Genomic DNA, 13410 nt, shown 5'->3' with positions numbered 1-13410 from the left:
CCCCACTACCTATTTTCAGCAAAAAAAACACCCCACGAAAATCGTTGGATATTTCCAACCTTTCGATGGGGTGCATTTGTTTGTTTAAGGCATCCTGTTCGGATTAATATCCGTAGCTGCCCATTTCCTTTTCTAAATCTTCCAAAGTAATCGTGTCCTTCGGAATTCCAATTTCAAAGGTTTGCTTCTCGTTGATTTTGCTGAATTGGCTCTTCACTTGCATCGAGAGCTTAACCTTGCTGTTGGTTTCCGAATCGTTGACTTCAACATTGGCGTTGATGTCCTGGTAAGATGGGTAGTTCTTTTCGTCAATGGCTGTATTGGCGGTAAACTGATTGATCTTCAGATTTTTCTTCATATCATCCAGCGCCTTGCCAAGCTCATCTTGATTGCCTTCCTTCAGTTCCTTCTTCATATCAGCAATATCCTCCGGCTTCACTTGAAGCATCGAACGATATTCTTCTTTTCCGATAATATCAAGAAGATCAGGCATTACCTTGTTAACAAATATCGTCGCAGCATCCTTCACAGTATCGTTCGTAATGTAGAATTGAACGACTTGCTTTGCTTTGTAGCCTTCCGGCAAGGAAGCATCTTTAGGCTCGATATTTTTAAAGTATTTCTCCGTATCGTAAGCCCCGAAAATCGCCGCAGTCAACTCAGCTGAAAGCTTCTGGGTCTTTTGCGTATCGAACAAGTCCGCGCTGAACTCTTGACCATTTTTCTCAGCCAGTTCCTTCAGATCGAGGACAAGGAATTTACCAACCACATTTTCCGGCATCGGCAAGAACGGAACGCTCGGGATTTTCACATAAATTTTTTCCTTCGTCATCACAAAAGGAATCGTGATTGTCGTAGCTACATCTCCTGCTAGCTTGATCTCGAATTTCGCTTCCGTCTGCATCGGATCCTTTTGGTACGTTTGCTGGATATTGATTTCCGCATTTTTCAGCATCGAGAGCATGCTGCTCACTTGCGGATCTTCAGCAGAGGCCGCATCCACGGAAAAATCCAAAATTTTGACTTGATTCTTCAATACATATGAATCCATTTTCAAAGCTTGCACCGCCGCACTGCTCAGCGCCTCCTTCGGAGGTTTGGTTGAGTTGCAGCCGGATAACACCGCTACGCTCATCACCATCAGAAGCAATACGGACATCAAAAACCTTTTAGACATTAGATCTCCTCTCTCCCACCTGTACTGGCAAGTTCCCCTTTATTCTTCAAACCCTTACATATCATAAACCATTTAGATGTGATTAGGAAGATACATCTTAAATTTAATGTATTGCCTTTTTCTTGAATCTTCCGCCCTTCACATCATGGATATTTCCGACAGCCAAAAATGCACTTTCATCATAGTGGTTCACAATTTCTTTCAGCTTCGCTTCCTCCAAACGGGTAATCACGCAAAAGATAACACGCTTCGGATCCCCGGAAAACCCGCCTTCACCAGACAAATAAGTTACGCCACGGCCGAGTCGGTTCAGTATGGCGTCTCCAATCTCATCGATTTGATCACTGATGATCCACACCGATTTGGATTCATTTAAACCATCTACAACGATATCAATCGTCTTATAGGCGATGTAGTAGGCAAGCAAAGAGAAAAGAGCGCGTTCCCACGTAAATACGAACCCGGCGCTGAGCAAAATGAAGAAGTTGAAAAACATAATAATTTCGCCCACAGAAAAGGGGAGCTTGCGAGATAACAGGATGGCGACGATTTCCGTTCCGTCCAGCGATCCTCCGGCACGAATAACGATCCCGGTGCCAAGGCCGAGCAGAATCCCGCCAAATACAAATGCAAGCAGGGTGTCATGGACGAAAGCTTCGACAGGGTGGAGCAATGCCGTACCGATCGACATAATGGTAATGCCAAAAAGCGTGGATAACGCAAATGTTTTGCCGATTTGCTTATATCCGACAATAAGAAACGGGAGATTGAAGAGAAACAGAAAAATACCGAGCGGCCAATGGGAAAGATAAGAGGTCATCACGGAAACACCGGTAATGCCGCCATCGGTAATCATATTTGGAACGAGGAATAACTCCAACGCTACGGAGACGATTGCGGCTCCGGCGAAAATAAATAGCGCTTTTAACAGGATGCTGCTTAACGTCCGCTGTTTGTGCTGGCGGACCTGCTGAGTGGTAGGGACCGAAGGAACGTTGCTGTTAGGGCCAATTGAGTTCAAACGCATCACAATCCTTTCGTTTAGTATTGTTTTTTCTTTCATCTCTCCCTTTCCTATTTGGGTACGTATGTCCTAAACCCTAATTATATTATGACATTTTATCTGCTTGATGTCTTGCTTAATTCAAAATTCGGACAAGCAAGTTTGGTTCGATTCAAGATCTGTCCAAGAAAAAACCCCAACCTGCCGGTTGAGGTGATCGTTCCTCGGCAAAACCAGATCGGCCGTTCCCGATCGTGAGGAAAGGGGCTTAGGGCTTAGCTCCCTTCGGGATTGTTATGGCTAACGTGGTTCCGGTTTTTTACCTTCTTAGAGCCTGACAACGGCTCCGGCCCTCCGCCATGCTTATGCTCCCGTTGATCGGGATTCGGTCCATCATGACCTGCAGAGGTCTGGTACGTTTGCGGCTTAGTCATAGCGATTGCATCCTCCCCTTCGTTATCGGTGCTAAAGTCACCATCAGGGTTAATGTGTGTCGAATACCCCAGCATTATGCAATATCTAAGGGGAGCACACCTAATCTCCTCTTAGCGCCTCACTGTTAGGCAACTATTTACTAAAATACTCTATGAGGATCCTGTTTATTTCATCAGCTATTTCGTGGTTAATTCCATGCCCGACATCGTCAAAGAATTGAACATTCATTTGATACTTTTCCAGTACGGCCTTTCCGCCAAGCTGGGAAAAAGGATCAGCCTCCCCCACCAAATAGAGTACCTTGCTTCGTATGAGGTCAATTTGTTCATCGGTAAATCCTGTAACCTTGTGATAACCCATAGCCATATTATTATAACCCCGCATAAGGTATGTAAAATGTTCAACAATCAGCGGATTTCCAGTAAAGGCAGCGCTGTTTCTTCCGGAAAGCTTCATAAGTAACTTTTTCGTATTTTGTTTAGTCGGAAACAGTGCTTCCGGCAAAAATATTCGAAGCATCGTTTTCACGGGATTTCCAGCTGAACCGGCTGACACGCTCGATGCCATAGAAATAACCTTCCCCACGCGTTCCGGCCTCACAAGCGCATAATATTGTGCGAGGTATCCCCCGTGTGAAACACCGGCAATGTCCACATGCTCAAGTTCTAGGCAATCCAGTATGTCATCGATCCAAACTGCATCATCAAACTCTTTATTATAGCTAGTATTTGGGATGCTTTTTCCTGGACCACCAAGAGTATCAACCGCATAAAGCCGAAAATGGGGGGCAAGCGCGGCGGCATTATAAATCCACATTAAAGCAGAGTCATCACCAACACCGTGAAAAAGCAGAATTGGAGGTGCGTCTGCTTCGCCAAACATATTAACATGGGTACTGCCATAGCGTGTCATGATATCAATTTGTGATACTTCGGTGCCCCATTCGGCAAGCAAACGATCGTAGGTGGACAAGATGTTTCTCTGAGCCTTTTGCGTTCTGTAGATTTTCATTGTATCTATTTCACCTCGTTAAAATAATGAATAAAAAAACGCATTAACAAAGTGGACAGTTCCTTCTTTGCCGCTGACTTTACTTCCGATACAACCGCTTGAGGATCCGAAAAATACTTTAGAAACACAAATAGAATCATGGATTGATACTCTGCAGCAAGAGCGTCTGAGTTGTCCTCCTTGATATATCCTTTTTCCATCATTATCGAAAAAACATTTTTTTGATGCTCCAGAGGAGTAGCAAAGAGCAGTTTGTGATACATGTCTGCGGCCTCTTTATTTCGTTGTTTTTCAATGGTCAGCAGCCGAATGAACTTATAGATTCTCTCATCAAGCAAATAATCTAGGATATATGTAATACCGGCTCCAATAAACTGTTCGCAGTTGACCTTTGTAGCGAGGTACAACTTATCATTGAAATTATTTTTGTGAATCTCCGTCCATTGCTCTGTCTGTTGAAATATGGTTTGAAGGATGTCCTCCTTATTCTTGAAGTGATAATAGATTGAGCTTTCTTTGATACCTACAGTCTTGCCAATATCCCTTATAGAAACTGTAGTGTAGCCGTTTATGCAAAACAGATCCAATGCGGCGTTCAGAATTCTTTCTTTCGTGTCCTGTTCGAGATGCTCCATATGTCCCCCATATAAAATAGACTAACAACTGTTAGGTAAATCGTACCTAACAACTGTTAGTCTGTCAATGTGATTTCTATCATTTCAAGGTGTTGTAACTAAAATATTAAACAAAAAAGGACTTAAACCACGAAGGCTAAGTCCTTTGTTTCATTATGTATGGCGGAGAGGGTGGGATTCGAACCCACGTGGGCTTGCACCCTAACGGTTTTCAAGACCGCCCCGTTATGACCGCTTCGGTACCTCTCCATAGGTGAATCCGATTAGCGTAACAAATCAGATTCTACCACATTAAATTCAGGTTCGCAAGCTATTTGCGCTTGGTAATTTTTTCTACATTGCCCATGTACGGACGAAGCACCTCAGGAATGACTACACTGCCGTCCTCTTGCTGATAATTTTCCAAAATTGCAGCGACCGTACGACCTACAGCAAGACCCGATCCATTGAGCGTATGCACAAATTCCGGCTTCGATTTCGGCTCCGGACGGTAGCGAATGTTTGCCCGGCGGGCTTGGAAATCCTCAACATTGGAGCAGGAGGAAATTTCACGGTACATGCCGCTTTCCGGCAGCCAAACCTCCAGATCGTATGTTTTTGCAGCCGTAAAGCCAAGATCCCCGGTGCAGAGTGCGATTACACGGTAAGGCAGGTTCAGCAACTGCAGCACACGCTCTGCATTGTTGGTCATTTTCTCCAGCTCGTCATAAGACGTCTCTGGACGAACGATCTTGATCATTTCGACCTTGTTGAATTGGTGCTGACGAATAAGCCCGCGGGTATCACGGCCAGCCGCACCGGCCTCCGAGCGGAAGCAGGAGCTGTACGCTACATATTTGCGAGGCAGGTCTTCAGCATTCAAAATTTCGTCGCGATGGTAGTTGGTTACCGGCACCTCAGCGGTTGGAATCAGATAATAACCCTCTTCTGTCAGCTTGAACAGGTCTTCTTCGAACTTTGGAAGCTGTCCGGTTCCATACAGGCTGTCCCGGTTCACGATATAAGGAGGAAGCATTTCCTCATAGCCATGCTCGTTGCTGTGCAAATCCATCATAAAATTAATCAAGGCACGTTCCAGGCGGGCCCCAAGTCCTTTATAAAAGGTGAAGCGGGAGCCTGTTACTTTGGCCGCGGCCTCAAAATCCAAAATATTCAGATTGGAAGCTACATCCCAGTGGGCTTTTGGCGCAAAATCGAAAGCTCTCGGCTCACTCCAGCGCCGAACCTCCACATTTTCGTCTTCCGTGGCGCCGACAGGTACACTCGCATGCGGGATGTTCGGAATGGCCATCAACATCCGCTCAATTTGCTCTTCAAGCGCTCTGACTTCCTCGTCCAGCTCTTTGATGCGGTCCCCAACCTGGCGCATTTCAGTAATCAGTTCATCCGCATCTTCCTTGTTCTTCTTCCGTTGTGCCACTTCCGCCGATACGGTATTCCGGCGATTCTTCAGCGATTCGCTCTCTTGAAGCAGTTCCCGGCGCTTCTCATCCAGCGGTGGAAAGCCCGATATTAAATCCAGCGACTTTCTGCGGTTTTTAAGCGCTTCTTCAACTCGCTTGTAATCGTTTCGAATAATTTTGACATCTAACATAAAGTAGTCCCTCCTAGAATATCCCCCCCGCAGACCTGCCGAATGAGGAAACGCTCGGAAGGGCTGCTTTCGGAAAACGCCGGAAAACATAATTCAATTGAGGCCGGCTTAATCACTCAGCACAGCGACCATCTCTTTTAAAAACAGATAAAACCTTAACCCATCAACGGAGTCAAGGTCTCTGGTTACGGCTGCTTGGCTTGCTTGATCATCTCTACAAAATACGCATGCAGTGAATAATCATCCGTAAGCTCCGGATGGAACGACGACACGAGCAGATGACCTTGCCGAGCCGTTACGATTTCATCCTCGTACTTAGATAGTACCTCTACCCCATCCCCTACTGCAGTAATGAGTGGGGCTCGGATAAATACCGCCCGAAGCGGATTATCTAATCCCTTGACAGTCAAGTCGGTTTCGAAGCTCTCACGCTGGCGACCGAAGGCGTTCCGGGATACCTTGATGTCCATCAAACCGAGGTGCGCATCTTCACCGCCCTCAATTTCCTTCGCCATAACGATCAAACCGGCGCATGTTCCAAATACCGGCTTCCCTTGTCCGGAAAAATCGCGAATTGCTTCAATAAAATTGTATTTTCTCATCAGCTTGCCGATCGTCGTACTCTCTCCGCCAGGAATGATCAATCCATCCAGCTCGCTGAGCTCCTCGGAATGCTTTACGGCGACTCCTTCGACTCCGGCGTTCTCTAAGCTTCGAATATGCTCGGATACGGCGCCCTGCAGCGCCAACACTCCTACTCTCATGACAAACCTTCTTTCTGCTGGAGCTTAGCCGCGCCCGTCCTGGCTCCTATGCCTAAAGCAAAAGTGCCCGGGACGGCATCAGCTAAAGCTTCAATTCATCAGCTGCTTCGTTTCTTATTACCAACCGCGATCAGACATACGTTCAGACGCGGACAATTTAGAGATTTCGATCCCCTTCATCGGAGTTCCAAGGTTTTTGGAAACTTCGGCAATGAGTTTATAGTCGGTATAGTGTGTTGTTGCTTCCACAATGGCACGTGCAAATTTCTCAGGACTATCGGATTTAAAAATACCGGAGCCTACGAACACACCGTCTGCACCAAGGTGCATCATCAGTGCCGCATCGGCCGGGGTCGCTACGCCACCAGCAGCAAAGTTAACGACCGGCAGTTTGCCCAGTTCGTGAACTTCAAACAGTAAATCGTAAGCTACGCCAAGATTTTTGGCTTCAGCATACAATTCGTCTTTAGACATATTCTGAACCTTGCGAATTTGGCTGTTGATGAGACGCATATGCCGAACTGCTTCTACGATATTGCCAGTTCCCGGTTCGCCTTTCGTACGAATCATCGATGCGCCTTCGCTAATCCGGCGCAATGCCTCTCCAAGGTCCTTTGCACCGCACACGAACGGTACAGTGAAATCCCGTTTATCAATATGGAACACTTCATCCGCTGGGGTGAGCACTTCGCTCTCATCCAAATAGTCTACCCCGAGCGATTCGAGAACTTTCGCTTCTACATAATGGCCAATCCGTGCTTTCGCCATAACTGGAATGGAGACGACCTTCATGACTTCTTCAACAATCGTAGGGTCTGCCATACGAGCGACGCCACCGGCTGCCCGAATATCCGAAGGAACACGTTCCAATGCCATAACGGCTGTAGCACCGGCCGCTTCTGCAATTTTGGCCTGCTCTGCATTCATGACGTCCATAATAACGCCGCCTTTTTGCATTTCAGCCATACCTCTTTTTACACGCGATGTTCCTGTTTCCATATTCACGCCTCCCGATAATAATCTAACTTGATATTTTACAATATTCGCCTAAAATATACAACCCGTTCACTCGGAATTTATGCATCTACTTTAAAAAAGATTCTTTATCCCATTGAACAGATCTCTAAAGAAATCCCCGATCGCACGCATCAGCAGCTTGAACCAGCCCGCTTTCTCGGCATCTTGGGCCGTAATCAAATTCACGGTCTTCTCCAGCGTTTGCTCCAGCCCTGGCGCCTTAAAGGAGTATGTCACCGTACCCACCTTGGTTCCTTGCTTCAGCGGCGCTGTCAGGCTGCCCTCCTCGGCCAAGGCAACCTTGGTTTGAATCTTCGTTGTATCTACACCCTTCGGCACAACAAAGCTAACAGCTTGGTCAGTGACTACTGGAATAGAAGTATTTTTCGCTTTCTTAACGGTAACATTCTCCGCACCGGTAACCGTCGTTTTAGGTGGAACGATTTGTTTAACTTCAAAATTGTTGAATCCGTAGTCAAGCACTTTGCGGCTTTCAACAAAACGGGCTCCTTCTGTTTTCGCTCCCATAACTACGCTGATCAACCGCGTTCCGTTGCGAACAGCCGTCCCGGTAAAGCAGTTGCCGGCATTTTTGGTATGTCCGGTCTTCAAGCCGTCCAGCCCTGGATAAGCATATTGCTTAAAATTTGTTACGTTTTTATTGGCTTCCAGCATCCAGTTCCAGTTAACCATCGGTTTTGTGTCACGCTTGCGGAATTTATAGTTTTGAATCGTCGTAAACTGGGTAAAATCCGGATGATCCGTAACGATGTATTTTGCCAAAATCGCTGCATCCATCGCGGACATCACAGTCTCCTGATTCCCTGGAGTCCGGAATTCTTTCGGCATGTCGGCAATGTCAAGTCCGGTAGAATTGGCGAAGTGTGCCGTCTTCATGCCCATCCGCTTTGCTTCGTCATTCATCATCTTGACGAAAGCTTGCTCGGAACCAGCAACATGCTCGGCCAAAGCAACCGTAGCATCATTCGCCGAGCCTACCGCCATGGCGATATATAACTCTTTTATAGTATGCTGATCTCCCTCAGCCAGAAAAATCCGTGAACCGATCGTTTCGGAGGCGTTTTTCCCAACCGTTACAACATCATCCCATTTAAATTTGCCCTTTTTCACAAGGTCTGCAACGATATATTCTGTCATCATTTTTGTCATACTGGCTGGAGGCAGCGCCTCGTCGCCATTCACATTTAAGAGAACTTGTCCCGATACAGGCTCTATTAAAACAGCCGATTTTACTTGTAGGCCCAGTGATTGAACCGAAGGAATTGAGGTGGTCGCAGCTTGTGCTGCCGCAGGTTTCGTCGAAGCAGCTCCTGCTGCCTGATTTGTCTCTGCCATAGCCATAGCCGGCACTAGGGAGAAGCACAACATATTCAGCAGCATGACGGAAGCTACGCTCTTGCGCAGGAAACGCCGTTTTGATGTAGTTTGTTTACGTATTGGTGTTTTGAGTTTCAATGCCCTTAAAGCTCCCCTCATATTCTCTTTCATTTGCTTTATCTATTCTATCACAGGGTATACTGCAAAAAAAGACAAGCAGGGCGGAAATCGCCCTGCTTTGTGTGGAAAATTATGGTGAGTATTGGTAGATTGTTGATAGATTACAGAGAGTAGTTCGGTGCTTCCTTCGTAATTTGCACATCATGTGGATGGCTTTCGCGCAGGCCAGCGCCCGTAATCCGAATAAACTGCGTATCGTTCCGCAGCTCGTCGAGCGTCTTCGTACCGCAGTAGCCCATTCCAGAGCGAAGTCCACCGATTAATTGATGAATCGTATCGGACAACGGTCCTTTGTAAGCAACCCGGCCTTCAATCCCTTCCGGAACGAGCTTCTTGTCATCGTCCTGGAAGTAGCGGTCCTTACTGCCTTGCTTCATGGCCGACAACGAGCCCATACCTCTGTACACTTTGTACCGGCGTCCTTGGTATATTTCCGAATCGCCAGGGCTTTCTTCCGTGCCGGCAAACAAGCTTCCGAGCATGACGGCATGAGCGCCTGCTGCAATTGCTTTTGTGATTTCGCCTGAATATTTAATACCGCCGTCAGCGATGATCGGCACACCGTATTCACGAGCCACCGTCGCACAATCGTATACGGCAGTGATTTGCGGAACACCGATACCGGCAATGACGCGAGTTGTACAGATCGAACCCGGACCGATACCGACTTTCACGACAGAGGCGCCCGCTTCGATCAGCGCTCTTGTCGCATCCCCGGTCGCTACGTTGCCAGCAATGATTGTCAAATCCGGATAAAGTTTGCGGAGCTTAGCCACTGCCTCAAGAATATTGATATGATGACCATGTGCGGAGTCTAATGTAATAACATCGACACCTGCTTGAACCAAAGCCTCGGTCCGTTCAATCATATCTTTGGAAATGCCGACTGCTGCACCGACAAGCAACCGTCCTTGAGCATCCTTGGCCGCATTCGGGAACTGTATCGCTTTCTCGATATCCTTAATCGTGATAAGTCCCTTCAACACATTATTCTCGTCCACCAAAGGAAGCTTCTCTATCTTATGCTGCTGCAAAATAATTTCTGCTTGCTGCAGTGTCGTCCCTACGGGTGCAGTAACGAGCTCTTCGCGAGTCATGACTTCACTAATTTTGATGCTGTAATCGTGAACGAAGCGAAGATCGCGGTTCGTCAAAATCCCGACCAGTTTGTGCTCTTCATTCACAATCGGAACGCCAGAAATCCGGAACTTGCCCATCACTTGCTCCGCGTCAGATACCAAATGGTCCGGTGTTAACGAGAACGGATTCGTAATAACTCCGCTCTCGGAACGTTTTACCCGATCCACTTCCTCGGCTTGTTGTTCGACCGGCATATTTTTGTGGATAATTCCGATGCCGCCTTCCCGTGCAATTGCAATGGCCAAAGCCGCTTCCGTTACCGTATCCATCCCAGCGCTGATCAGCGGAATATTCAGCTTCACCTTGTCGCTAAGTCTTGTCGATATATCGACTTCTTTTGGCAGTACCTCCGATTTGCGCGGAACTAGAAGCACATCATCAAACGTTAAGCCTTCCTTGTCAAATTTACTTTCCCACACCGTAAATGATCCTCCTTAATTGAATTTGAATAGCCGGTTTTCTTCATGACACTCCAATAAGAAAAACGTCAAGCGACGACTCTCACTGCAAATAAAAAGCCCGCTTAAAGCGGAAGCATGGTTCTTGGCATATAAGGAAGCAGAGGCTCAGATGTAGAAACTTGGGGTCTGTCATCGTCTTTAGCTCAGAACCCTTTAATTCATTTTCCAGAAGCATTATGGAAGCTTGTCTTCTTCTCAATCAATGCCTCGTACTGAAAGACGACTTATTAAACAAACCTTATACAACAAGACCTAAAACGTCACTTACAAAAATATATTATTGCCATCTTAGCAAAGGCCCCATGGGCTGTCAAGGAAAAGCGGCTGTAAAAAGTCAAGCGACTTTCTACGGAAAACGAATGTCTTTTCACCGTGAACATAGCTTAAATTTTAGGCTTTTGGACTTATTTTACTCGTTTGTAGTGCTTCCCTAATATGATTAAATCGATTCTCAAATGATAAGTATAGCACAAAAAAACGGAGACAGAGCGGGCTACAAATCCGTTATCCGGTTTGACCCATTCTGCCTCCGTATTTATAAGTCGCTGATTATTTAACTGGAAGCCTTTTGATGCTCATTGTAGATAACCCGGTCGATCACCCCATAAGCCAGTGCTTCCTCCGCCGTCATGAAATAATCGCGATCCATGTCCTTTTCGATCCGTTCCAGCGGCTGTCCGGTAAATTCAGCAGCAATAGCGTTCAACTTCTCCCGCGTGCGTATTATACGTCTTGCACTAATTTCGATATCACTCGCCTGTCCTTGGACACCACCATGCGGCTGATGAATCATGATCTCACTGCTAGGCAGGGCACATCGTTTCCCCTTCGCCCCCGCTAAAAGCAAAATCGCAGCAAAGGATGCAGCCATCCCCGCGCATATCGTCTGAACATCCGGCTTCACATACTGCATCGTATCATAAATAGCAAAGCCGGCTGAAGTAGAACCTCCTGGACTATTGATATAAAAATGAATGTCCTTCTCCGGGTCCTCAGCAGCCAAAAATAACATTTGCGCGATAATACTATTCGCAACCTGGTCATCTATAGCCGAGCCGAGAAAAATAATTCGGTCCTTTAGCAAACGTGAATATATATCATAGGACCGCTCCCCCTGCCTTGTCTGCTCGATGACATAAGGAATCACTGAACTCATGGATACTCCTCCTTTGGGTTAGGCAGCTAATGTCATAACCATTAAAGAATGGCTGCTGTGATGGGATTGGTGTAGACCGGAAACAAGATTTCTCTTGTTTCTGCGGTAAGATTGCAACGTCATCGTCGGAATCAGCTCTTGTGGCTGATTAGCATTGAACAACATGGCCAATGCCATTGTATCTTGCTGGCGAAAAGCCTCCATGTAAGCATATACGATATCCTGATTAAAATCGTCATGCCCCTTAGGCCCCTGAGACGTCCCGCTCAGCTTCCTGTCTACATGCTCGGATCGACCCAAAGAGCTGCGCAGCTTCACCCGCGCGCGATGGAGAGCTGCCTTAACGGCCCCTTCCGTCGTTTGGATTAACTCCGCCGCTTCCGCAGCCGTATATTCAAATATATCCACCAGCAAAAGCGCAACCCGCTGTGAAGAAGTCAGTTGCTTGACTAACGTCTCCATGGCGGACCATACGGTAACCGTATCGATCTGTGGATCTGGAAGTTCATCTGTAGGCCAGGAATCGGCCAGGATTTGTTTTTTCCGATGCCGATCAATCCATGCGTTCCGGGCCGTCCGATATAAATAAGCACGGGATATCGTGATGCCGTTCCGACCGCGAGCAACTGACCACACCTTGAGCCAGGTATCCTGTGCCAAGTCGTCGCCTTCCCATGCTGATCCTGCTAGCTGACGGCAATATCGGCGAAGCGCCTCCTGCTGGGTCTGGATCCATGCGGAAAAGTCAATTTCATCCGATACCCTATCCAAGGTCCGGTGTTTCACAGATATTCTGGGCACGACTACACCACCTCCTTTTGTTAGCAACCAGTTGTTTTTTTGCCTCACTGTAATAAACGAAATTTTGAACTAATTCGATACGGTGTATATAAATATTCTCGCCTCAAGGTTGAGATGATGCAAACATATTCAGCTTATCCTTAACCTTTTATACTGGTACTCACAACATTCGCATAAAAAAAAGAGGGCACCGATGATCCGGCAGTGCTCTCGATCGCTTGATGTGTCTTACATTATTCTTTGGCCCCATCCTCTACAGTACCTTAACGCCGACACTGGAAAGTTTTCGTTTTCCGAAGAATGCTGGTTTCTAGTCACTCTATGCACGAACAGCCAAATAAATGCAAAAAGTACATCTATTTGGCCCCACATATCTCATTTTTGAACTTTAGTTGTAAAAAGTGCATTTAAAACAAGCCCACTACCGCCTACTCCGCCATTTCGGCTCATTTAGCTGTACTTTTTACACTTACTTTCTCTCACTCTGCAAAAACCGAAAAAATAACTGCACGAAATACAGTTAATCCCTAGCTCTAACGTGGCACCGCCCAATACTTACACCGTTTAGCCAAAAAAAGAGCACCACCGTGTGATCGGCAGTGCTCTTTATGGCTTGGCGGCGTCCTACTCTCCCAGGACCCTTCGGTCCAAGTACCATCGGCGCTGGAGGGCTTAACGGTCGTGTTCGGGATGGGTAC

General features: G+C 46.8%; 12 protein-coding genes, 1 tRNA gene and 1 rRNA gene. All 14 read right to left on the bottom strand.

What is annotated here, in order from left to right; all coding sequences use genetic code 11:
- Positions 1-103 precede the first annotated feature (103 nt).
- Entirely contained in the window at positions 104-1177 is a 1074-nt protein-coding gene (locus tag ACFQ3W_RS24000) for a DUF6612 family protein (protein WP_379321762.1), read from the bottom strand.
- A 103-nt stretch (positions 1178-1280) separates the two neighbouring features.
- A complete protein-coding gene (locus ACFQ3W_RS23995) occupies positions 1281-2240 on the bottom strand; it encodes a YitT family protein (RefSeq protein ID WP_379321761.1) in 960 nt (319 codons plus the stop codon).
- A 215-nt stretch (positions 2241-2455) separates the two neighbouring features.
- A complete protein-coding gene (locus ACFQ3W_RS23990; protein WP_379321800.1) occupies positions 2456-2614 on the bottom strand; it encodes a small acid-soluble spore protein P in 159 nt (52 codons plus the stop codon).
- Positions 2615-2747: 133 nt separating this feature from the next.
- Positions 2748-3626 carry an alpha/beta fold hydrolase gene (locus tag ACFQ3W_RS23985; RefSeq protein ID WP_379321760.1) on the bottom strand — a complete coding sequence of 293 codons (879 nt, stop codon included), beginning with the start codon at positions 3624-3626 and terminating at the stop codon, positions 2748-2750.
- A gap of 5 nt (positions 3627-3631) precedes the next feature.
- Positions 3632-4261 carry a TetR/AcrR family transcriptional regulator gene (locus ACFQ3W_RS23980; protein ID WP_379321759.1) on the bottom strand — a complete coding sequence of 210 codons (630 nt, stop codon included), beginning with the start codon at positions 4259-4261 and terminating at the stop codon, positions 3632-3634.
- 160 nt (positions 4262-4421) lie between these two features.
- Positions 4422-4510 (bottom strand) — tRNA-Ser (locus ACFQ3W_RS23975).
- Between the two features lie 61 nt (positions 4511-4571).
- A complete protein-coding gene (gene serS, locus ACFQ3W_RS23970) occupies positions 4572-5855 on the bottom strand; it encodes a serine--tRNA ligase (RefSeq protein WP_379321758.1) in 1284 nt (427 codons plus the stop codon).
- Between the two features lie 185 nt (positions 5856-6040).
- Positions 6041-6619, bottom strand: a complete 579-nt coding sequence (gene pdxT / locus ACFQ3W_RS23965) for a pyridoxal 5'-phosphate synthase glutaminase subunit PdxT (protein WP_379321757.1) — start codon at positions 6617-6619, stop codon at positions 6041-6043.
- A gap of 117 nt (positions 6620-6736) precedes the next feature.
- On the bottom strand, positions 6737-7618 hold the full coding sequence (pdxS, locus tag ACFQ3W_RS23960; protein WP_379321756.1) for a pyridoxal 5'-phosphate synthase lyase subunit PdxS: 882 nt from the start codon (positions 7616-7618) through the stop codon (positions 6737-6739).
- A 90-nt stretch (positions 7619-7708) separates the two neighbouring features.
- Positions 7709-9133 carry a D-alanyl-D-alanine carboxypeptidase family protein gene (locus ACFQ3W_RS23955; protein ID WP_379321755.1) on the bottom strand — a complete coding sequence of 475 codons (1425 nt, stop codon included), beginning with the start codon at positions 9131-9133 and terminating at the stop codon, positions 7709-7711.
- 122 nt (positions 9134-9255) lie between these two features.
- Positions 9256-10713: an IMP dehydrogenase gene (guaB, locus tag ACFQ3W_RS23950; RefSeq protein WP_379321754.1), complete on the bottom strand. Its 1458-nt coding sequence runs from the start codon at positions 10711-10713 to the stop codon at positions 9256-9258.
- Between the two features lie 595 nt (positions 10714-11308).
- Positions 11309-11911, bottom strand: coding sequence for an ATP-dependent Clp endopeptidase proteolytic subunit ClpP (clpP, locus tag ACFQ3W_RS23945; RefSeq protein ID WP_379321753.1), 603 nt, complete (start codon positions 11909-11911; stop codon positions 11309-11311).
- Between the two features lie 18 nt (positions 11912-11929).
- Positions 11930-12712: an RNA polymerase sigma factor gene (locus ACFQ3W_RS23940; RefSeq protein ID WP_379321752.1), complete on the bottom strand. Its 783-nt coding sequence runs from the start codon at positions 12710-12712 to the stop codon at positions 11930-11932.
- Between the two features lie 611 nt (positions 12713-13323).
- A 5S ribosomal RNA gene (rrf, locus tag ACFQ3W_RS23935) occupies positions 13324-13410 on the bottom strand; the annotation flags it as partial.

Source organism: Paenibacillus puldeungensis (assembly GCF_042678945.1).
GTDB classification, from domain to species: domain Bacteria; phylum Bacillota; class Bacilli; order Paenibacillales; family Paenibacillaceae; genus Fontibacillus; species Fontibacillus puldeungensis.
This window is presented reverse-complemented; position numbering and strand designations above follow the sequence as displayed.